Here is a 20,561-nt window from a genome sequence, read left to right as displayed (position 1 = left end):
CGTGCCCGACCACAGCGTGAACCCGCTCAGCCCGCTCGGCATCGACCTGGGCAACCAGCGGCAGCAGGCCGAGCGGCTGAAGAAGACCATCGACGAGTCCCACGGCATGTGGGGCGCCGGCGACCTCAAGTACGCCGTGCACGACGCCCTGCAGCTGCCCGCGCCCAAGGGCGACCCGGGCAAGCTGGGCGCGCTCGCCGCCGCGTACAACTCGGCGAACAGTCAGCTGGACGAGATCCAGATGAAGGTGGCCCGGGTGAGCTCCGAGCACCTGCCGGACGCCTGGACCGGGCAGGTCGGGGAGAAGGCGGCCGAGGTGGTCAAGGCCTCCGCCGACGACCTGACGCGCTGCCGCGACAACCTGGGCAAGGGCCGGGACCAGCTCAAGGCGCTGGCCACCGCGCTGACCGAGGCGCAGAACCTGCACGGGCAGGGCCACGCGCCGCTGAGCGAGGCGCTGAAGCTGCTGCACGACATCACAGTCTCGGGCGCGCCGGACCCGTTCAACTGGGACGACGACAAGATGCACACCGCCCACGCCAAGGCGAAGGATGGCATCAAGTCGATCTACGACGCCGCGGTGAAGGCCGAGGACGCCGGCCGCGCCGCCGCCCGGGAGCTGAACGCGCTGGCGAGCAAGGCGCTGGCCGCCCGCTTCAAGAACAAGGGCCTCGGCGCCGCCGACAAGCTGGTCATCGCGGACGCGGAGGTCGCCGGCAGCGACCAGTTCGGCACCATCCTCACCGCCAACGACGTGACCCGGGCCGGCCAGTTCATGGACAAGATGAGCGACGCCGACCGGGCCCGCTTCGACCAGCTGCTGGCCGGCAGCAAGTCCCCCGAGGAGCGCGCCTACCTGATGAAGGCGCTCGCCGCGGGGCACGGCTACGACGAGATCAAGGCCTTCGACGACCAGATCCACGAGCACGGCGGCGACCCCTCCTGGCTGGCCCAGCGCCTCTCCCCGGTGCAGATCGACTCCTCCTCCACCAACCAGCGGGAAACCTCCTACCTGGGTGTGGCGTGGAACCAGGGCGACAAACCGACGTGCGTGGCCGGCTCGACCGTCACCGCCCGGGCGATGGTCGACCCGCTCTACTCCCTCCAGCTCACCACCGGCGGACACCCCGGCGACCCGAAGTACGACAACGGCAAGGCCGCGTACGACCGCTGGCTCAAGGAGACCGACCGCGTCTACGACTCCAAGAACTGGTGGAACGAGTGGCAGGACGGGATGAGTGACGGGGAGTCCAAGGACGCCGCCAACGACGAGATCGGCAAGCACACCGGGGCGGGCTACCACACCGTCGACCTGGAGGGCCCGGAGCAGCGCAAGGACGTGCTGGCCCAGGTCGAGGCAGCGGTGGACCAGGGCAAGCCGGTGCCGATCGGGGTCAAGGAGGACACCTGGTTCCGTCCGGACGGCCACCAGATGATGATCATCGGGCACCGGGGCGACCAGCTGGAGATCTACAACCCCTGGGGCTACACCGTCTGGGTGAGCGAGAGCGACTTCGTCAACAACCACATGGAGGGGGCGGCGCAGGGCGGCAACATGCCGATCGCCGACCACGTCCAGATGCCCAAGTGAGGCGCCAGTTGAGCACCACCCCACCCCCCATGAGCGACTCTCATCTCGCCGAGCTGGACGTCGAGGTGCTGCTGCGCTTCGGCCTGCCGGCACCGGGACCGCACCGTTCCACGCTGTTCGGCGACGGCGCGGTGGCCGCCGCGATCACCGTCGACCGGCTCGGCGTGATGCCGCGCGCCCTGGTCTTCCTCGGCGAGGTGGTCCGCTCCGGCGGCACCCGCTACGCCGCCGCCCTGCCCGAGCCGTTGCCCGGACCTGCGGCGGCGGTGGCGCGCGGCTGGCTGGAGGCGGCCGCGATGGTGGTCGGCGACGCGACCGGGGACCTGCTGGTCGCCCGGTGGCTGGAGGCGGTCGCCGCCGTGCTGGCACTGCGGGTCACCAACCGGGAGGCGAGCGCATGACGTGGCGTCGGATCCTGATCGCGGTGGTCGCCCTGCTGGCCGTCGCGGGCGTGGCGGGTGCGGTGGTGGTCCACCGGATGAGCACCGGCAAGCTCGACCACGGGACGGTGTTTGCCCAGACCTCCGGCGAACTGGCCGTCAAGCCGGGTGAGTTGTTCTCCGTCGAGGTCAGCGCCCACCGGGTCACCGGCCAGGTCTGGACCGTGGCCGACCCGGCCCCCGACCCCGCCGCCGTCCGGACCGTGGGCGACGAGTACGTCAAGGACTTCGGCTTCGCGGACCTGGTCGGCGCCACCGGTTCGACCGGCTCCGGCGGCCGCTACTATTTCGTCTTCCGCGCCGGCCCCACCCCGGGCCGCGCCACCATCACCCTCCACAACCCCCACCACGCCACCCACCCGGACGGCACCGACCAGGACGAGCGACAGTTCACCGTAGACGTGCGCTGACTGCTCCCCGAACGGGGGTGCCAGGAGTGGGGAGCGGTCAGCGGGGAGCGGCCCGGGGTACGGGGGGCGCCGAAAGCGGATCCGCCGGGCTGCTGTGCGGGCCCACCGACCGCCGATCGCGTGCCGCTGTGCGGGGATCAGCCCACGGTGAGGGGCGCCTTGCGTGCGTAGGAAGTCGGCGGGATCGACTTCTCGTGCGCGGTGCAGTCGGTCGCGGCGGAAGTATGTAGACCGGTCGGCATATTCGCGCTCATGCTGGCCGAGTGCGCGCAGGAAGTCGGCGGGGCCGACTTCTCATGCGCGGTGGGGATGGTGCGGGCCAGAATATGTAGACCGGTCGGCATCTCGGCAGGACAGTGGCACGCCGGTGACCCGGACCTGCTCGTCGTCGCGGACGCCGGCTACGACGCGCCCCGCCTGGCCTTCCTACTGAAGGACCTGCCCGTGCAGATCCTGGCCCGGATGCGCTCGGACCGGCGTCCTGCGCAGGGCCTGCCCGCCGCGGGTCCCCGGCACCATGGGCCGCCCGCCAAGGCACGGCGGCGAGTTCGTCTTCGGCCAGCCCGACACCTGGGGCACCGCCAAGCGAAACGGCCTAGCGGACCGCCACGACCAGGACGCGCGGGCGAGCTGCAGCACCGCGCCGGGCGGCCGTCCCCAGCGGGGAGGGTGCGTGGCCCGCGGCAGCGAGGGCGGCGACCGTCAAGCCCCGCAGCTCCCGGTCGCTTCGACCGGACCGACGTCCGTGCGCTCGGCAGCCGGTTTGCGAAGTACCGGTGGGGGTGTTGGTGGCCCGGCACACGGCCAGGAACGACTCCCGCCCGTTCGTTGGAGGCCAACGAGCGGGCGGGGGTGTTGACCCAGACCTATGAGGCGTTCTCGGCGTCGGTGGCGCCGCCGCACATCGCCTGCCGGTACAGGGCCGTGAGCGCGCCGTCGATGGGGTGGGGCTGGGGCCGGCCGGAGGCGTCCGGCTTGTTCCACCGCTGGAGGTTGATCGCGACGGACATCTGGCGCTTGCCGTCGGCCCGGATCAGGGAAATCGTCCCGGCGCCCCAGGCCGAGCCGTCGCGGCCCCAGAAGGTGCCGCAGCCGATGTCGACCTTGTCCAGACCGAGGCCGAACTGGATCGTGGTGCCGTCCAGGGCCCGGACCGGTCCGGTCTGCTGCATCTGCGCCAGGGACGACGGGCTGACGATCCTGCCGTCGAGCAGTTGGGCGAAGAACCGGTCGAGGTCGGCCGTGGTCGACACCAGTCCGGCCGACACGTCGACCCAGGACGCGTCGTAGACGCTGTAGTCGCGCGGCGGGTCGATCTTCCCGTAGAAGGACTCGTACATCCGTGGGTGTGGTCCCTCGATGTGCGGGCTGGTCGGGAACCCGGTGTGCCGAAGGCCAGCGCGTTCGATGACGTTGCGGGTGATGTACTCCTGGGCGGCGACGCCGGTCACGTGCTCCAGGAGCTGCCCGAGCAAGAGGTAGTTGGTGTTGGAGTACACGCCCTTGGCGGCGCCGGGTTCGGTGGCGGGCGGCGCGTCGAGTCCGAGCTTGATGAGTTCGGCCGGTTCGAAGTGCCGGAACCGGTTGTCGTCGATGCTCTGCGGCGACATCTCCGGCACGTGTGGGTACTTCGCCATGGACGGGAACGCGTAGGGGATGTAGTCGGCGATGCCGCTGGTGTGGTTGAGCAGCATCCGCACCGTGATTTTCCGGCCGCGGTCGCCCGGTACGAGCTGCGGCAGGTAGTCGCCGATCGGCGCGTCCAGCCGGATCCGGCCCCGCTCGACCTGCTGCATGATCGCGGCGGCGGTGAAGGTCTTGGTGACGCTGCCGACGCGCTGGCGCATGCCGGCTCGGACGGGCTGCCCGGTGTCGAGGTCGGCGACGCCGGAGGCGCCGCGCCAGGTGTCGTCCTCGTCGCGGACTTCCGCGAACACCCCCGGAACGCCGGCCTGGTGGACATCGTCCAGGGCGGCCTGGAGCTTCTCGGCGTCGAGACCGGTCGGCTGGGCGGCGCCTGCCTCTGGTGCGGGCGCCGCTGCCACGGTGCCCGCGCAGACGCAAAGTGCGGCCGCGCTCGCGGCCAGGGCGAGTCGGGTCTTCATAACGTTCTCTCTCTCGTGGTTGGAGCATGGGACGGGATGCCCCGGCTCAGCCGGCCAGGGCGCGGCGCAGGGCGGCGCCGAGTTCGGCGTTCTGCCGTTGGGAGACCTCGGCGGACAAGATCGCCTGGGACCCGTGGAAGGTGCCCGGCCACTGGTGAAGCTCGACCGACACGCCTGCCTGAAGCAGGCGCAGCGCGTATGCGATGTTGTCGTCCCGGTGCGGGCACAGCTCGGCGGTGGCGATGTAGGCCGGCGGCAGGCCGGACAGGTCCTGGGCGCGGGCCGGGGCCGCGTACGGCGTGGCCGGCCGGCCGCCCATGTAGTGCCGCCAGGACGCGGCGGCCTTGTCGCGGTTGAACCAGGGCGTGTTGGTGAAGGTCCGGGCCGACCAGGTCTCCTGCCGGTCGTCGAGCCCGGGCTGGTTGAGCAGTTGGAAGCGGATCGCCGGTCCCCGCTCGTCCCGCGCCCGTAGCGTCACGGCGGCCGCGAGCCCGCCCCCGGCGCTGTGGCCGCCGACGGCGATCCGCTCCGGGTCGATGCCGAGGGCGGTCGCGTGTTCGGCCGTCCAGCGCAGGACGGCATAGGCGTCGTCCAGGGCGGCCGGGAACGGGTGCTCGGGGGCCAGTCGGTAGCCCACCGAGATCACCGTCACGCCGGAGCCGGTGGCGATCAGGGTGGCCCAGGGATGCTCGGTGTCCAGGTCGCCCATGACGAATCCGCCGCCGTGCAGCCAGACCAGGGCGGCCTGGCCGCGCTTCACACGGTCGGCCCGGCGCGGCCGGTAGATCCGTACCGGCACGGCCGGGTCGGCGGGCACCGTACGGTCCTCGACGTCCAGGTTCGTGGTGTCCGGTGCCGGTACTGCGGCGGCCAGTTCGGAGAATCTGCCGCGGGCGGCGACAGGGTCGGCCAGGTCGGTTCGGGGGAACAGCGGGATGAACGCCTCGAGTTCGGGATCCATGCCGACCATCCTGGCGACCGCCCTCGCGCGGGTCAGCCGCCAACTGTCGCGCGTCCCGTGCCGATCGTGCGCCGATCGGCGCGTCTACCACCGCAACGGTCCTTCTATCCTGCTGGAATGGAGGCACTGGCCGTACGGCTGTCGGGGCTCGATCCGTACGTCGACGGGGCGATCCGCATCGTCACGTTCTACGACACGCTGATGCGCCGCCGGGTCGACCTGCCCGCCCTCGCGCGGGCCTCGGCGGGCCTGGCCGAGTGCGTCGCCGGGATCCGGCTGCACGGCACGGGCGAGAGCACCCGCGTCTCACCCCACGGTACGGAGGCGTCCGGCCCGCCGGCACCCGTGTCCAGTGCCGTGCCGATCACCCTCGACGAGGAGGAGATCGGCATGGTGTGGCTGGAACGTCCCGGCCCGCCGGGCTTGCTGGACGGCGTTCTTCTCGACCGGCTCGCCATCGCCGCCGCAGCTGCCGTCGAACGGTACGGCCCGGCCCGCACCACCATGGCCGACCCGGCGCTGGTCGAACTCGCCATCAGCGCCGACAGCGACGACGCGGCCAGAGCACGGGCGCTGCGGCTGCTGGGCTTCGGCCCTGGACCGCTCAGCGTGGTGGCCGTGCGCTCGCCGCTGCCGCTCGACCGGATCGGGCTGCTGATTTGCCCGGCACAGCCGGTGAAGGCGGCGGGGCTCGCCGACATGGGCGTCATCCTGGCCACCACCGTGGAGTTGGCCGGGCTGCCTGGCGGAGTCCGCGCGGGCCTCGGCATGCCTGGAAGCCCCGACCGGTCCTGGCGACAGGCCAGAACTGCTCTGCGCTTCACCACCGGGCGCGAACCAGCCGTCCGCTACGGCGACTTGGGTGCACTGGCACTGCTCGCAGAGACGCCGCCGGAGAGCTTGCGCGAAAACGCCGACGTCGCCGCCATCGCCCGGATCGCCGGTAGTACGGAGGACCTGGACACCCTGGACACCTACTGCGCCACCGGTTCCCTGCGCCGCGCCGCTGAGCTGCTCCACCTGCACCACAGCAGCGTCGCCCGTAGACTTGACCAGATCGTGAAGACCCTGGGAATCGATCTCACCGACCCCACCGGCCTGACCCGGGCCAAGCTCGCCCTCACCGCCTGGCGTCTCCTCGGCGACTGACCCTGGAGACACCCGCGCCCGCTCGTGGGGGCCGACGAGCAGACGGGGGAGGGGAGGTTCAGAGGAGCTAACAGAAAGGTCTATTGAGTTCATGTCTCCTCGCGCGGTGGCTCGTCAGGCCGTCCGTGGGGAGGTGGAAGGTCCGCCGTGGCTGCTCTCGGACGACCTCTGGGGGCGAATCGAGCCGCTGCTGCCGGTGCGGGTGCGGCGAAACAACTCGCCCCCGCCTTCACCCACGGACTCGTCGTCCAGGCTCTCTTCGACCCCGGCCGGTTTCCCGAGAAGGTCCGGATCGCCATGCTCGACGACTTCCTCGCGGGCCAGGTAGCCCGCACGGGGGAGGCAGATCAGCCACGCGGATGACGCACGTCGGCACGGTCCGGATCACGATCGAGTCATGTCGATCACCCGTCGCTTGGACGACACAGCTCGTCGCGTCTCACGGCGGGCACTTCGCCTCCACCAGAGCACATGGCCTGGATACGTCGCTGCGGCATGGGGGGTCTTGTTCGCGGTGCCCAGTTTCGTGTGGGCGACGGGCCATACCTTCGGTGCGCGGACGACGGTGTCGCCGTCGTTGGTGAAGCTCGCTGACGATGGAGAGCCGTGGTTCCTGGCCGTCCTGGTGATAACCGGCTTCCTGAAGCTCTTCGGGACGCTGCTCGGCATCGGCCTCACGCAACCGCGAAGCTCGTGGATCAGCCGAACCTTGGTGTTCTGCGGCGGTGGCGCGGCGGTCCTGCTCATGTGGCACGGCGGCCTCTTCGTCGTCCACGGTGTGCTGGTCGAAGCCGGGGCCACCTCTGTCGAGCCGGACCTGGCCAGGCTGACTAGTTGGTACCTCTACCTATGGGGGCCGTGGTTCATCGCCGGTGGCCTGGCCTTCGCCGGGGCCACCGCGCTGTATCTCCACCGGCACGATCGGCGCAGACTTCGGATCTACGGCGCTGTGGGCGCGCTCGGTGCCCTGCTCCTGTCTCTGACCTCGGCTGCCACCGGAATCGGTTGAGAGCCGTCACCCGGGAACGTTCGACATAGCCCCCCATCACACATGAGGAGTAGTCATGGTTGATTCCACATCACATCCCGCGACTCCGGAGCGGGTGCGCCATGTCCCGGTGCCGTCCGACGCGCAGGCCCTCAGCACACTGGCCCGGATCGACTACGAGAACGCCCTGGTCGCCGACCTCGACCCGGCTCAGAACCGCACCGCCGAGCAATGGGCGCGCACGGTCCTGGAAGACGCGCCCTCTGACACGCGACGGGCCCTCACGAAGGGCTGGACCGCACTCGGCCTGCAGCTGGGCCCGACCCAGGGTGAGGGGTTCGTGCTCGGCTGGCCGGTGCGGCACAGCACCACAGAGGTCCTGCTCCTCTCCGCCGACCCCACCCTCGGACTGCACGGCCAGCTACTCTTCCAACGTCGGTCACACACACTGCTGTTGGCCGCCTTCATCCAACTGGACGGCGAAAGAGCACGTGCCCTGTGGGCCCCGGCCGAGAGCCGGCATCCTCACGTCATGCACCAGGTTCTCGAGCAGGCTATATCCCGGACCACAGCCTGACCGCATCACGACAAGGCGCCCGCCGGCGAGAAGCCGAAGCGGCAGCGGACTGCCGCTAGGCCGTTTCGTTTGGATTTTCCGTTCGTTGGAACTCCTGGCCGAGCACGGCCGCTCGGGCCCGTATGGTGGCGCTACGGTCACCCCGGACGGCACTCCCTGATCGACGCGTTGGAGAACCCGGACTACCGCGCCGCCTACGACCAGCGCCAGAAGGCCCGGGAGAAGAAGACCCGTCAGGCCCACCGCGAGCTGATGCAGACCCTCGCCTGCGCCGATGCGGCCAGGTCCCGTAGGAGAAGAGCACCTACGAGTACGGGATCCACGGACAGTGGACCCGATGCCTCGGCGGCCGCTGCTACCCCTGCCACGAGAAGCACCAGGAACGCCAGGAGAAGGAGGCCGCCGCCGCGCTCCAGCGCCTGGAGAAGGCCCGGGAGGAGAAGGCCGCGCTGCGCCCGTGCTGGACGTGCCGGGGCGGCTCCGTCGCGCGCGCGGGCGAGCGCCGCGGTGGTCCGCAACCTGCGGGAGCTCGCCGGAAAGGCATCGGCCGACGCCTGGTAGGCCTGCGGGCGCTGAGGCACGTCTGAGCCGGCCGCCGAAGGCCCGGGGCCCGGGAGCGCTGAGCCGGGGGCCGGGGCCGGTGGGTGTCAGCGGGTCAGGCCGTCCAGTTCGGCGGTCCAGTCGATCAGGGTGTCCTCCGACCCCTGGGGGACCAGGGTGAAACTCTCCCGGCGGAGCCAGCGCCGGACCTGCCGGGGCGGGAGGTCGACGAGGACGACATTGTCGACGCCCCTGAGCATGATGCGTAGGGAGGCGCGGCCGTGGCAGGTGCAGGGCGGCCAGATGCGGACGTCACCGAGGCCGGCGGGCTTCTGCAGACCCTCCCACAGGAGGTCGCGGGAGAACCGCCAGGTGCCGGCTTCCGCCGCGGGGCCGAGGAACTGGAGGGCGACGGCGAGCGGGTCGTCGCCGCGGTAGCCGAGGCGCACCGGGATGTCGACGGATTCGTGCTCGCCGAGGACCAGTCGGGCGTCGAGGATGACGCCGGTGCTGGTGGTCTCCGGGCGGGGCTGGGGGCTGGAAAGGGGGTGGTGGGCGGGCACGGTTTCTCCTGGGGCGGCGTCGGAACGGGGTCGGGAGGGGCCCGAGCGGGGTCGGGTGGGGCCGTCCGGTCGGGACGGGTCGCGCCGGACGGTCGGGGGTACCGGTGCCGGTGGCGGCGCGACGCTCTCGCCTCGGGCCCTGGGAGCTGCCGAGGAGCAGGGGGAGGCGGAATCGCTCCTCAGGCTAGGAACCGGTATCGGCCCGGATATTCCGGCCGTGCACCGCGAGCTGACGATCCGCGCACCGTTCGCCCGGCGTGGAGGGTGGGACGCGGGGTCCTCGTTGTCACGTCCGCCCGGTCCGGCGCTCGGGGAGCGGCGCGGCCCGGTGACCGGTCCGGTGATCGTCGCACCGGATGGCCTGATCTCAACTTACGTCCATTGCAGCCGACTTGGTGAATCACGAAGTTCCCCGGGTGTCGCGAGTGGAGCTTCGTCCGGGCGTGCCCGCCGTCCGGGGAGACTGCCCGTCGGCCGGGGAGGACCCCCGAATCCTCGCTTTGTTGAAGGTTTGTCCATCCCGTTTCGCTCCTTGTATGAATGGCGCCGGGAGGCTTTTGATCATGCAGAGGTGGATTCAGCGCGCGCCTTCGGGAGGCGAGGCGCTGCAGACGTTGGTGGACGGCCTGGCCGAGGAGCTGGGGCGTTCCGTCGTCCTCGACGACCCGTTGGTGCGGATGATCTGCACCAGCCGGCACTTCGGTGACGAGGACCGGGTGCGCGTGCGCACCCTGCTGCAGGGCATCGCGGACGACGAGGCCATCCGCTACGTGCTGTCGCAGGGCGTCGCCCGGTGGACCTGTCCGGGGGTCCTGCCGGGCCGCGACGACCTGGGGCTGCAGCCGCGCTACTGCGTCCCGATCCGCGAGCGGGGCCACATGCTGGGCATCCTCATGGTCGTGGCGGCGGGGGAGCCCCTCACCGCGGCCGAGACCGAGGCCATCGACCGGGTCGCCCACGCCGTGGCGGTCGAGATGTACGCCGAGCACCTGGCCTCGGACGAGGACGAGCAGCACATCCGCCGACTGGTGAACCAGCTGGTCGGCTCGGACTCGGCGCAGCGCTGCGCGGCGCACCGGCGCCTGCTGGAGGACGGGCTCCTGTCGGCGGGCCCCCACGTCGTGGTGACCAGCGTGGCCGTCCCCGGCCAGTGGGGGCCGTCCGGGCAGATCGCGGTGGCCCTGCGCGGCGCGCTGGAGCCGTTCCGGCAGACCCGTACGGCTCGTGGCCTGGCGGCGATCGAGCAGGACCGGGCGGTCCTGGTGCAGGTCTTCGACCGGGAACCGGCGGAGGAGGACCTGGAGCAGCAGTGCCGCGCCGTCGTCCGCTCGCTGACGACCTTCCTGGGCCCGGGGGCGGCCGCGGTGGTGGGGGTGGGCGGACGCCGGACGGCGCTTGCCGACGCGTGGATCTCCTACGACCAGGCCCGGGTGGCGGCGCGCGCGGCCCGTCGGCTGCCCCGGCTGGAGGGCATCGGCGACTGGGAGCGGCTCGGGGAGTACGCCGTGTTCCTCCAGCTGCCCGACAGCGCGCTCAACGACTCCCTCCTGCCGAAGCCGCTGCGGCGTCTGCTGGACGGTGGCGGCAACTCGCGGCTGGAGGAGACCCTGCGCTGTTTCCTGGAGCACGCCGGTTCGGTGCCCAAGACCGCGGAGGTCCTGGAGCTCCACCGCACCTCGCTGTACTACCGACTGCGCCAGATCCAGGAGATCACGGGCCTGGACCTGGACAACGGCGCGCACCGTCTGGTGCTGCACATGGGGCTGCGGCTGTGGGACCTGCTGCAGGCCCCTCCGGGCGCGGCGCTGAAGCGCGCCGTTGCTACAGAGTGATGAAGCTGCGTCAGGAAATCCCTACGTTGGTCGGTGGCCAACGGATTCGATGTACCGCGAGAATCCTCACGACGAGTTGCCGCTCATCCCCCCGGCGACCTGCGGGTTCCGGACTCCCTGACCTGAGAGCCGACACGAACGGACAAGAACGAGCACCATGCACGAACTGATCACGAACGACGGTGTGCGCCTGGCCTACCGCGACAGCGGCGGCGACGGAGTCCCGCTGGTGATGCTCCACGGCTGGGGGCAGACGCAGGAGATGTTCCGCCACCAGTTCGAGGGACTGGCGCCGGGTCGGCGCGTCGTGACGGTGGACTTCCGCGGCCACGGCCGCTCCGGCAAGCCGCGCCACGGCTACCGCGTCGCGCGTCTGGCCCGCGACGTCCTCGGCCTGGTCGACCACCACCTGGGCCTGGGCGCCTTCGACGCGCTGGGCTGGTCGATGGGCGCCTCGGTGTGGTGGAGCTTCGTCGACCAGTACGGCACCGGCCGCATCCGCCGGCTCGTCCTGGTCGACCAGCCGGCCGCAGTGGCGGCGGTGCCCTGGATGACACCGGCCGAGCAGCGCGAGTCCGGCGCCATCTTCGACGTGGCGGGGCTCCTGGAACTGGGCGCCGCGCTGGCCGGCCCGGAGGGCGCCGAGGTCCGCGAGGACTTCGTCCGCTCGATGTTCGGCGGTGACACCGACCCGGACCTGCTCGCCTTCGTGGCCGGGCAGATCCGGTCCACCCCGGCGTACGCGGGCGTTCCGCTGCTCTTCGACCACTGCGCCCAGGACTGGCGCGACGTCCTCGACCGCATCGACGTACCGACCCTGGTCCTCGGCTGCGAGGGAAGCCACGTCGCCCCCGACTCGCAGCGCTTCATCGCCGAGCGGATCCCCGGCGCCCGCCTCCACGTCTTCCCGAAGGACGTCGCGAGTTCGCACTTCCCGTTCCTGGAGAACCCCGGAGCGTTCAACGCCGTCGTGGAGAAGTTCCTCTCCTGAACCCCCCCGCCGCCGACGGCGCCGCCACCGGGCGCCGAGCGGCGGGCAACCCTCCCTGCACCTGAACGATTCGAACCGGTCGGAGCCTCCCGTGATCCCGTCGGGTCCCTCACCCATGCCCGAAACCGAATACCACCAGCTTGGCCGGACCGCCTACGACGGCGGCAGCGGCTGCATCGACATCCTCTCCCCACCGCCCGGGACCGACCCCGAGGACTGCCTCTACGTCGCCCTGCACGTCCGCGGCGCGGCCTCCCTCCGGCGCCACGGCGTCAGCGCCGCGCTCGCTCCCGGGGACCTGCTGATCGGCACCGCCGTGCACCCGGCGGGCCTGCTGCAGGACGCCGAGTGCCGGATGGTCCACTTCCGCGTCCCCTGCTTCTACCTGGGCGTCCGGCACAGCGACGTACGGCGCACGGGCGGACTGATGGCGCGCGGGAACGAGGGCGTCGGCTCGCTCGCCTCCCAGTTCCTGCGGACCCTCGCCTCCCAGGCCCGGGCCCACCGGGCCCGGCCGGGCAACCACCTCGCCCGCAGCGTCTCCGACATCGTCGCCATCCTGGTGACCGAGCTGCTCGAACGGGAGAGTCCGGAGCACCCGACCGGCTCGGCCGAGCTGCTGGCGCGGATCCGCGCCCACATCGAGGAGAACCTCGCCGATCCGGACCTCGCGCCCGAATCGATCGCCCGGTCGCAGCACATCTCGGTGCGCTACCTGCACAAGCTCTTCCAGCAGGACGGGATGAGTGTGGGCCAGTGGGTGCGGCGGCGACGGCTGGACGCGTGCCGTCGGGAGCTGGAGCGCCCGTCCCGTCGGCAGACCAGCGTCTCCGCCGTCGCGCACCGGTGGGGGTTCGTCAGCCACTCCCACTTCAGCCGGGCGTTCCGCGACGCCTACGGGCTCTCGCCCCGCGAGTGGCAGGCCTACGCCGCGCAGACCGACGGCCGCAGTCCGGCCTCCTGATTCCTCCACCCCGGCGCCGTCGATGCCGCGGTTCCGCCGGCCGACGCCATGTCCCGCCGGGCCGGCGGCACGGTCTGCCCGTCGGCCGGCGCGTCCCGCCGTGGGCGCCATCCGAAAGGCAGCCATGCACTCCACCCGGCCCACCGTCGTGCTCGTCCACGACGGCTGCTCCGACGCGACCACCTGGTTCGGCGTCATCGCCGAACTCCACAGACGCGGCCTGACGGTCCTCGCCGTCGCGAACCCGCTGCGCGGACTGGCCCACGACGCCGCCTACCTGTCCTCCGTCGTCGCGGGCATCGACGGCCCCGTCGTCCTGGTCGGTCACTCCTATGGCGGTGCTGTGATCACGGAGGCAGGCGCCGCCCCCAACGTCCTCGCGCTGGTCTACGTGGCCGCCTACCTCCCCGACGTGGGGGAGAGCCACGACGCGCTCGCGAGTCGCTTCGATCCCTCGCCACTCATCCCGCGGCTGCGGCGGTCGGAGTTCACGACCGGGGGTACCGACCGGGCGACGGAGCTCACCGTGCCCGCGGACTGCTTCCAGCTGCTCGTCGCCGCCGACCTCGACGCGGAGGTAGCCCAGGTGCTGGCCGCGCTCCAGCGCCCCGTCGCCGAGCGGGTGCTCACCGACGCACCGACGGTGGCGGCGTGGCGCACCACGCCCTCGTGGGCTCTGGTGACGGGGGCCGATCGGGCGCTGCCCCCGGAGGTCCAGCGCTTCACGGCCCGGCGCGCCGGTGCCACGGTCCTCGAACTGCCCGACGCCTCCCACGCGGTGGCCGTCTCCCGCCCGACCACGGTCGCTGAGCTCGTCCAGGACGCCGCCAGGTCGGTTGCGTACTGCGGGGGACGCCCCCCGGTCACGGGAACGGAGCCTGACGGGCGGTGAGGCGGACAGTGCACGCCCGGGTGCGGGCCGGCGCATGTGTGGGTGGGCGGCCGGGCGTTTCGTCGCCCGGCCGCCCGTCGACGACTGCGTCCCGCCGGTCAGCGGTCGGTGTGGATCTCCGCGATGTAGCCGCCGGGGAACCGCACTATGGCGCCGTCCCGGCCGCCCGAGCGGACCGGTCCGGACAGCACCGAGGCGCCGGCGGCCGTCGCGCGCACCAGGGTGGCGCCGAGGTCGGACACGCCGTAGCCGGTGAGCTCGCGGCCGAACGGGTGGGGCAGGTGGCCGTCCGTCACCGCGACCGTGGTGGTGCCGAAATCCGAGGTGAGGCGGATCAGCCGGTAGGTCGTGCCGGGCAGGCCGAGGGCGGCGCCGTCGGCCCGCCGGTCGTCGGAGACGATCCGGCCACCGGTGAAGGGGAGGTAGCTGCGTAGGAAGGCGCCGACCGCGTCCGATGAGAGGTAGAGCCGGTTCTCCGGCACGCTCGCCAGGGCGGGGTACGAGGGCGGGGTGGTGTGTACGTAGAGCTGGGTGCTGATCCCGCCGGGGAACTGGACGATGGTGTCGCGGCCGATCGGGTCGGCGAACGGCGCCACGGTGACGGTCGCGCCGTCGGCCTGGGCGGCGCGGACGGCCTGGTCGAGGTCGGTGACCAGCCAGCCGGTGCGTTCGGTGCCGAAGGGGTACGGGACGGGCGTGGTGTAGTCGAACACCGACAGCGTGCCCACCGGGGAGACCACCAGCTCCGAGAGGGTCCGGCTGGGTGTCGGCGTCACCTGGGTGGAGACCGGGCCGATCGTGGTGCCGCCGAAGGTGGCCACCCAGCTGGCCACGAAGGCCTGCTCGGTGCCGGGCTCGACGTAGACGTGGGTGGAGTCGTACTGCGGGCCGACAGCGAAGTGCCGATGGGTGCCCGGCCGTTCGGCCGCGGCGCCCTGGGACGTGCTGGCGGTCGTGCTCTGGTACGTGCCCTGGGCCGCCGAGGCGGCCGGGATCGCCGTCAGCGCGGCGAGCGTCGCCACCAGCGGGACCATGCGGCGGGCTAAGCGGAGCTTCACGGGGGACCTCCTGGTCGTGGCACGCGCCCGGCGTCCCCGGTGAACGGGACGCCGGGCGCGGATGGGTGGCCGGTACCGCCGGCGCCGTCCGGGACAGGACGGCGCCGGCGGTACCGGTGGGACGGCCGGCCGCGGTCGGGGGGTGTCGCGGCCGATCGGGACTACTTCGCGAGGAAGGCCAGCAGGGCGGCGTTGACCTCCTCGGCGTGGGTCCAGAGCAGGCCGTGCGGGGCGCCCTCGATCTCGACGTAGTCGGCGGAGGGCAGGGCCCGGTGGAAGACGCGGGCGGTGTTCTCGATGGGCAGGGTGCGGTCGCCGGTGCCGTGCAGGATCAGGGCGGGAACGTCGATGCGGGCGACATCGGCGCGGAAGTCGGTGTACCAGGTGGTCGGCGCGGCCGAGGCGGCGAAGGCTCCGCCGCTCGCGGCGACGTTCCAGCTGTTGCGGACGGCCTCCTCGCTGATCCGGGTACCGAGGTTCTCGTCCAGGTTGTAGAAGTCCTTGAAGAAGTCGGTGTAGAAGGCGAACCGGTCGGCCTTCACCGCCGCGACGATGCCGTCGAAGAACTCCTTCGGGGCGGCGCCGTCCGGGTTGTCGTCGGTCTTCAGTAGGAAGGGCTCCAACGAGGCCAGGAAGGCGACCTTGGCGATCCGCTCGGAGCCGTAGGTGGCCACGTACCGGGCGGCCTCGCCGGTGCCCATCGAGAAGCCGACCAGCACGGCGTCCCGGATGTCGAGGGTCTCCAGCACGGTGTGGAGGTCCGCGGTGAAGGTGTCGTAGTCGTAGCCGGTGGTCGGCTGCGAGGACTGGCCGAAGCCGCGGCGGTCGTAGGTGATGACCCGGTAGCCGGCCTCCAGCAGGGCTGCGCTCTGACGCTCCCAGGAAGCGCCGTTCAGCGGGAAGCCGTGGATGAGGACGACCGGCTGCCCGGAGCCGTGGTCCTCGTAGTAGAGGTCGATGGAGGTGGAGTTCTCCTGGCCAACGGTGATGTACGGCATGGGTTTTCCTTTCCCTACGGCAGCGGATGGCTGCGACGGGACACAGGCTAGGGTCGGCCGCCGCCGGCCGGTTGCCTCTGAGAGCACCTTGAATCGTCCGAGAGCGCTGAGGTCGTGCGCACTGGCGACGGGACCCCGACCCCTGCATCCGGTGCGCGGATCGACCGCAGGCAGTGCGCCGTCGGAACAGGCCCCGGGCTCGTGCGTTCCTAGCCTGAGGGCCACAGATGCCAATGATCCGGAGGCCTCGGCGAGGCCCCAGTAAGGACCCCTTCATGACGACCAACGACATGCCCACCGTCGTGCTGGTGCACGGCGCCTTCGCCGACGCCTCCAGCTTTGCCCGGGTCATCCCCGAGCTACTGGTCGACGGACTGAAAGTGGTGGCGCCGGCCGTGCCCAACCGAAGCCTGACCGGGGACTCCGCGTACATCGCGTCGGTGGTCCGGCGGATTCCCGGGCCGGTCGTGCTGGTCGGCCACTCCTACGGCGGCGCCGTGATCACCGTGGCGGGAGCCGAGGAGAACGTCAAGGCGCTGGTGTACCTGGCGGGTTACGCGCTGGAGGAGGGCGAGAGCCTGGGTGAGCTGCAGGGCGGCTTCCCCGACTCCGAGCTCGCCTCCGCCCTGGTGTACTCCCCCTTCCCGCTGGAGGACGGGAGCGGCGAGGGCACCGACGTCTCGGTGGAGGTCGACCGCCTTCCGGCAATCTTCGCGGCCGACGTCGACCCCGGCCTCGCCCGGGTCCTCGCCGTCTCCCAACGGCCACTCGCCGCCGCCGCGTTCGGCGAGGCCGCGCCCACCGCCGCGTGGAAGAGCAAGCCGTCCTGGGGGATCGTCGCGGCTGCCGACCGGACCCTCAACCCCGATGTCCAGCGGTTCGGCTACCGGCGTGCCGGGGCCACCACGGTCGAGGTGGACTCCTCGCACCTGGTCATGCTCTCCCAGCCCGAGCGCGTCGCCGACGTGATCCGCGAGGCCGTCCGGGCCATGGCCAACTGACCGTCCCCCGCAACCACCTAGTCCCAGGAGCACCATGACCAGCCAGCCGCGCCTCCACCAGCACGGTCCCGAGACCCAGGAGTTCGGCACCGTCACCCAGCTGCCGATCGCGCTCTCCCACGACGCCCGGCAGTACTCGTGCCAGCGGCTCAACCGCATCCTCGCGGACACCCAGTTCCTGTACGCGCTGTACAAGAAGTACCACTGGGGCATGCGCGGGCCGACCGCCTACCAGCTGCACCTGCTCTTCGACAAGCACGCCCGGGAGCAGCTGGAGCTCGTCGACGCGCTCGCCGAACGGGTGCAGAGCCTCGGCGGCGTCGCGGTGGGCGACCCCCGTCACGCCGCCCAGATCACGGGCGTGCCGCGCCCGCCGGACGGCATCGAGGGCACGCAGTCGATGCTCTCGCGCCTCCTCGACGCGCACGAGACCGTGCTCGCCGACGTCCGCGACGCCGCCACCCGTACGGCGGAGCTCGGCGACGACGGCACCCAGGACCTCCTGGTGTCCCAGATCATCCGCACCGGCGAGACCCAGGTCTGGTTCCTCGCCGAGCACCTGGTCGTCACCCCCGAGCGCGGGGAGTGACCGCGGGCCGGGCCTGTTTCGTCGGCAGGCCCGGCTCCGCTCAGTGCCGGGCCCGTTCGTCGGCGGGCCCGGCACTTTTCGTTTCTCTCACCGTCCTTGGAGGTACCGTGTCCGGACGCCATCCGTTCCCCGGCCAGGGCCCCGGAGCGGGCGCGGGCTCCGCCGCGCTCACCGTTGATGCCCAACTCCATCTGGGGGAAGGGAAGTTCATCGATCTTCCGGTGCGCTTCGTGTACCGCGGCGACGAGCCGTTCTCGGTGGTCATGGAGTTCCCCGGCTCCGACCCGGAGGTCGGCACCTGGGAGTTCTCCCGCGACCTGCTCTGGAAGGGCCTACAGCGGCCTGCCGGGATGGGCGACGTGCGGATCTCGCCGCCGTGCCGCTGCCACGGTCGCCGGCGGCTGCGGATCACGCTCCGGGGGGACGACGGCACCGCCTCGATCGACGTCCCGGTCGAGCCGGTGCACAGCTGGCTGCGCGAGCGGAGCTTCGCCCTCGTTCCCCGCGGTGGCGAGGCCGAACTGATCGACTGGGACGCCGAATTGAGCCGACTGGTCGGGGGTCGCTGAGGCGGCCACGGGTCAGGGGATCCCGCCTCGGGGCCGGAAGTGAAACGCGATTCGGCTGTGCTCGTACCGGTCCTCGGTACGAGCACAGCCGAATCGCGTCACGTCCGTGGCGGGGCCGATCGGTGGGACGGGGCGCCGGCTACAGGGTGCGGCGCACCCCCGCCTGCTGTTCCAGCCGGTTCAGTTGGCCGGCCAGTCCCGCATGCATGGCGTCCCGGACGGGACCGCTGCGCCCGATCCACAGGACCTCCTTGCCCCGGAGCTCCTCCAGCATCAGGGCGTAGGCCGCGTACATCGCCACGGCCGCGAGGAGCATGCCGAGTGCGCCGGCGGTGTGGCCCAGCCAGGCCGCGCCCGAGACGCCGTGGAGGCCGGCGACGAAATAGCGCGGCACGGCGATCAGCAGGAGCAGCCACAGCACCTTCTTCGGCCTCGCCACCGAGGCCATCAGGGCGGCGAAGATCGTGAACACCAGGTTCATCACGCCCAGCACCTGCGCCCCGCCCTGGGAGCCCGTCGCCGTGACCAGCCCGTTGGCCAGCCAGGCGCCGGCGAACCCGCCCATCAGGGTCGCCGCGATGACGTCACGGGCTCCGAACGCCAGGACGCTGACCAGCAGTTGGAGAACGAAGGCGGAGAAGACCGTGAGCGCCACGGCCTGCCGGTGCGCGCCGTCGATCAGGCCGAGCTGCAGGCTGCTGGTCACGGCGGAGGAGATGGCCACCGTGAAGAAGCCCAGGGGCATCGGCGAGGCGATGGGCCGCAGGGCGATCCGGGTCATGGCGTGCAGGTCCGGCCCGGCGCCGGGGTCGTGCGCCTGGTCCGCGGTCGCGGGTGTCGCGGGTGTCCCCGCCCCGGCCGCCGTCGGGTCGGTTTCGGGTACGCGCTTCGCTTCCTTCGTCGTCGCCGGCATCAACTCGCTCCTTACTCTCGGTACTTCGTGTTCTTCGTGCCGAACGGGCCCGGGCCCCCGGGTGGTCTCCCATCCAGGGGCCCGGGCCCGTCCGGTTCCGGCCGCCTCAGCTGCGGTGCAGGGCGAACCGGGTGACCAGGCCGCCGCCCACACCGGCGACCACGGCCGTGGGCAGCCACCACAGCGGCCAGTGGGCCAGGCCGAGGGCCCCGTCGACCGACCACTGTCCGGGGCCGGTCGCGGTCAGTGCCGCGCCGATGACGACCAGGACGAACGGGAACTCGTACCCGTCGTGCTGAACCCACAGCCCGTGGGGCCACTTGACCGTAAGGGCGACGGTCATCACGCCCATCACACCCGCGCCGGCCAGCGGGGTGAGCAGACCGGCGGCCAGCATCAGCCCGGCCCCGATCTGGGAACCGCCGGCGGTTATCGCGGTGAGCTTGCCGCCGCGGAAGCCGTCGCCCCGGAACTCGGCGCTGCCGCCCTCCAGCCCGCCGCCACCGAGGTGGAAGCTGACCTTCTGGACGCCGTGGCCCGCGATCAGCAGGCCGGCGACCAGACGCAGCAGGAGTAGACCCGTGTTCATCTCGGACACCGTCAGCCGGCGGCGTGCGGGTTGATCATCGACTGGGCGTAGACGATGCCCATGCCGTAGGCGCCGCCGTGCTCCTTGACCAGGTCCGTCACGGCGACGTAGGTCTCGGTGCGGGCCCAGTCTCGCTGGAGCTCCAGGAGGACCTGGATCCAGGTGACGGGGACGGCGCCGGCGGCGGTCATGCGCTGCAGGGCGTGCTCGTGGGCCAGCGGGCTGACGCCACCGGAGGCGTCGGCGACGACGTAGACCTCGTAGCCCTGGTCCAGCGCGGAGAGCGCCGGCAGGACGAGGCAGACCTCGGTCCACAGGCCGGACAGGATGATCTTCTTGCGGCCGGTGGCCTTGACGGCCTCGACCAGGGCCTCGTCCTCCCAGGCGTTCATGCTGGTCCGGTCGATGACCTCCTGGTCGGGGAAGACGGCCTGCAGCTGCGGCAGGATCGGGCCGGAGAAGGACTCGGCGGCGACGGTGGACAGCACGGTCGGCACGTCGAAGATCTTCGCGGCCTTGGCCAGACCGACGGTGGCGTTGATGATGGCGGTGCGGTCGCCGCTGCCGGTGCCGAAGAACATCTGCGGCTGGTGGTCAACGAACAGCATCATCGCGTTGTCCGGGGTGAGCAGGTCCGGGCTCGGGGCGGCGTGGACGTTGGCGAAGTCGACCATGATTCTTCTCATTCCTCGGGGGTGCAGGGGATGGGGATGCAGGGAGTTGACACTGCGTCAGACACCGGCCGGATCGGCTCGGCGTCACGTCAACGACATTAGGCCGGGACGGGCGGAAGGTTCTGCTCGCTGTGCGCCCGGGGCTGTTCCCACAACGCACCACCGGC

General features: G+C 71.7%; 21 protein-coding genes and 1 pseudogene. 14 read left to right on the top strand and 8 right to left on the bottom strand.

The features are described 5' to 3' along the window. The first annotated feature begins 1 nt into the window (after position 1). The 4 genes and pseudogenes from ACZ3TI_RS23005 to ACZ3TI_RS22990 all read left to right on the top strand — a co-directional run. Positions 2-1,591 carry a cysteine peptidase family C39 domain-containing protein gene (locus ACZ3TI_RS23005; protein WP_465729006.1) on the top strand — a complete coding sequence of 530 codons (1,590 nt, stop codon included), beginning with the start codon at positions 2-4 and terminating at the stop codon, positions 1,589-1,591. Positions 1,592-1,620: 29 nt separating this feature from the next. Continuing rightward, the gene (locus ACZ3TI_RS23000; RefSeq protein WP_465729005.1) at positions 1,621-1,992 is read left to right on the top strand and encodes a hypothetical protein; all 372 of its coding nucleotides are present in this window, start codon (positions 1,621-1,623) and stop codon (positions 1,990-1,992) included. Beyond that, entirely contained in the window at positions 1,989-2,441 is a 453-nt protein-coding gene (locus tag ACZ3TI_RS22995; RefSeq protein WP_465729003.1) for a protease inhibitor I42 family protein, read from the top strand. The genes ACZ3TI_RS23000 and ACZ3TI_RS22995 overlap by 4 nt, the downstream gene beginning before the upstream one ends. Positions 2,442-2,693: 252 nt before the next feature. Then, positions 2,694-2,948: pseudogene (locus tag ACZ3TI_RS22990) on the top strand (transposase); the annotation flags it as partial. A 359-nt stretch (positions 2,949-3,307) separates the two neighbouring features. On the opposite strand, the gene ACZ3TI_RS22985 reads toward ACZ3TI_RS22990, so the two are convergent. After that, positions 3,308-4,546: a serine hydrolase domain-containing protein gene (locus ACZ3TI_RS22985; RefSeq protein ID WP_465729001.1), complete on the bottom strand. Its 1,239-nt coding sequence runs from the start codon at positions 4,544-4,546 to the stop codon at positions 3,308-3,310. A 46-nt stretch (positions 4,547-4,592) separates the two neighbouring features. Continuing rightward, positions 4,593-5,507 (bottom strand): alpha/beta hydrolase, encoded by a 915-nt coding sequence (locus ACZ3TI_RS22980; protein ID WP_465728999.1) that lies wholly within the window; start codon positions 5,505-5,507, stop codon positions 4,593-4,595. 117 nt (positions 5,508-5,624) lie between these two features. Between ACZ3TI_RS22980 and ACZ3TI_RS22975 the strand changes: the two genes are divergently transcribed. The 3 genes from ACZ3TI_RS22975 (at position 5,625) to ACZ3TI_RS22965 (ending at position 8,221) form a co-directional block, all read left to right on the top strand. Continuing rightward, positions 5,625-6,656 (top strand): PucR family transcriptional regulator, encoded by a 1,032-nt coding sequence (locus tag ACZ3TI_RS22975; protein ID WP_465728997.1) that lies wholly within the window; start codon positions 5,625-5,627, stop codon positions 6,654-6,656. A 514-nt stretch (positions 6,657-7,170) separates the two neighbouring features. Next, positions 7,171-7,665 carry a DUF3995 domain-containing protein gene (locus ACZ3TI_RS22970; protein ID WP_465729146.1) on the top strand — a complete coding sequence of 165 codons (495 nt, stop codon included), beginning with the start codon at positions 7,171-7,173 and terminating at the stop codon, positions 7,663-7,665. Between the two features lie 55 nt (positions 7,666-7,720). Further along, positions 7,721-8,221, top strand: a complete 501-nt coding sequence (locus tag ACZ3TI_RS22965; protein ID WP_465728995.1) for a hypothetical protein — start codon at positions 7,721-7,723, stop codon at positions 8,219-8,221. Positions 8,222-8,868: 647 nt separating this feature from the next. Here the strand turns inward: ACZ3TI_RS22965 and ACZ3TI_RS22960 are convergent. Continuing rightward, positions 8,869-9,324, bottom strand: a complete 456-nt coding sequence (locus ACZ3TI_RS22960; RefSeq protein ID WP_465728993.1) for an SsgA family sporulation/cell division regulator — start codon at positions 9,322-9,324, stop codon at positions 8,869-8,871. A gap of 563 nt (positions 9,325-9,887) precedes the next feature. On the opposite strand from ACZ3TI_RS22960, the gene ACZ3TI_RS22955 reads away from it, so the two are divergent. The 4 genes from ACZ3TI_RS22955 to ACZ3TI_RS22940 all read left to right on the top strand — a co-directional run bounded on the left by ACZ3TI_RS22955 (position 9,888) and on the right by ACZ3TI_RS22940 (position 14,003). Continuing rightward, positions 9,888-11,156, top strand: a complete 1,269-nt coding sequence (locus ACZ3TI_RS22955) for a PucR family transcriptional regulator (protein WP_465728991.1) — start codon at positions 9,888-9,890, stop codon at positions 11,154-11,156. Positions 11,157-11,313: 157 nt separating this feature from the next. Continuing rightward, positions 11,314-12,147, top strand: coding sequence for an alpha/beta fold hydrolase (locus ACZ3TI_RS22950; protein WP_465728989.1), 834 nt, complete (start codon positions 11,314-11,316; stop codon positions 12,145-12,147). Positions 12,148-12,262: 115 nt separating this feature from the next. After that, positions 12,263-13,111, top strand: a complete 849-nt coding sequence (locus ACZ3TI_RS22945; RefSeq protein ID WP_465728987.1) for a helix-turn-helix domain-containing protein — start codon at positions 12,263-12,265, stop codon at positions 13,109-13,111. Positions 13,112-13,235: 124 nt separating this feature from the next. Next, positions 13,236-14,003 carry an alpha/beta fold hydrolase gene (locus tag ACZ3TI_RS22940; RefSeq protein ID WP_465729144.1) on the top strand — a complete coding sequence of 256 codons (768 nt, stop codon included), beginning with the start codon at positions 13,236-13,238 and terminating at the stop codon, positions 14,001-14,003. Between the two features lie 98 nt (positions 14,004-14,101). Here ACZ3TI_RS22940 and ACZ3TI_RS22935 read toward each other — a convergent pair whose 3' ends face one another. Together ACZ3TI_RS22935 and ACZ3TI_RS22930 are read right to left on the bottom strand one after the other, a co-directional pair. After that, positions 14,102-15,061, bottom strand: coding sequence for a VOC family protein (locus ACZ3TI_RS22935; protein WP_465728985.1), 960 nt, complete (start codon positions 15,059-15,061; stop codon positions 14,102-14,104). 161 nt (positions 15,062-15,222) lie between these two features. After that, positions 15,223-16,059 (bottom strand): alpha/beta fold hydrolase, encoded by an 837-nt coding sequence (locus tag ACZ3TI_RS22930; RefSeq protein ID WP_465728983.1) that lies wholly within the window; start codon positions 16,057-16,059, stop codon positions 15,223-15,225. A 275-nt stretch (positions 16,060-16,334) separates the two neighbouring features. Between ACZ3TI_RS22930 and ACZ3TI_RS22925 the strand changes: the two genes are divergently transcribed. The 3 genes from ACZ3TI_RS22925 (at position 16,335) to ACZ3TI_RS22915 (ending at position 18,218) form a co-directional block, all read left to right on the top strand. Further along, positions 16,335-17,060, top strand: coding sequence for an alpha/beta fold hydrolase (locus ACZ3TI_RS22925; protein ID WP_465728981.1), 726 nt, complete (start codon positions 16,335-16,337; stop codon positions 17,058-17,060). A 34-nt stretch (positions 17,061-17,094) separates the two neighbouring features. After that, entirely contained in the window at positions 17,095-17,649 is a 555-nt protein-coding gene (locus ACZ3TI_RS22920; RefSeq protein WP_465728979.1) for a Dps family protein, read from the top strand. 107 nt (positions 17,650-17,756) lie between these two features. Further along, positions 17,757-18,218, top strand: a complete 462-nt coding sequence (locus tag ACZ3TI_RS22915; protein WP_465728977.1) for an SsgA family sporulation/cell division regulator — start codon at positions 17,757-17,759, stop codon at positions 18,216-18,218. Between the two features lie 139 nt (positions 18,219-18,357). On the opposite strand, the gene ACZ3TI_RS22910 is transcribed toward ACZ3TI_RS22915, so the two are convergent. The 3 genes from ACZ3TI_RS22910 to ACZ3TI_RS22900 form a co-directional block, all read right to left on the bottom strand. Next, positions 18,358-19,131, bottom strand: a complete 774-nt coding sequence (locus tag ACZ3TI_RS22910) for a GPR1/FUN34/YaaH family transporter (protein ID WP_465728975.1) — start codon at positions 19,129-19,131, stop codon at positions 18,358-18,360. Between the two features lie 106 nt (positions 19,132-19,237). Next, on the bottom strand, positions 19,238-19,720 hold the full coding sequence (locus tag ACZ3TI_RS22905; protein WP_465728973.1) for a DoxX family protein: 483 nt from the start codon (positions 19,718-19,720) through the stop codon (positions 19,238-19,240). 11 nt (positions 19,721-19,731) lie between these two features. Continuing rightward, positions 19,732-20,394, bottom strand: coding sequence for a hydrolase (locus tag ACZ3TI_RS22900; protein ID WP_465718036.1), 663 nt, complete (start codon positions 20,392-20,394; stop codon positions 19,732-19,734). Positions 20,395-20,561 lie beyond the last annotated feature (167 nt).

This window comes from Kitasatospora sp. NPDC023120 (assembly GCF_055560835.1).
Note: the sequence above shows the minus strand (reverse complement) of the source record. Positions and strands in the feature narration are given on the sequence as shown.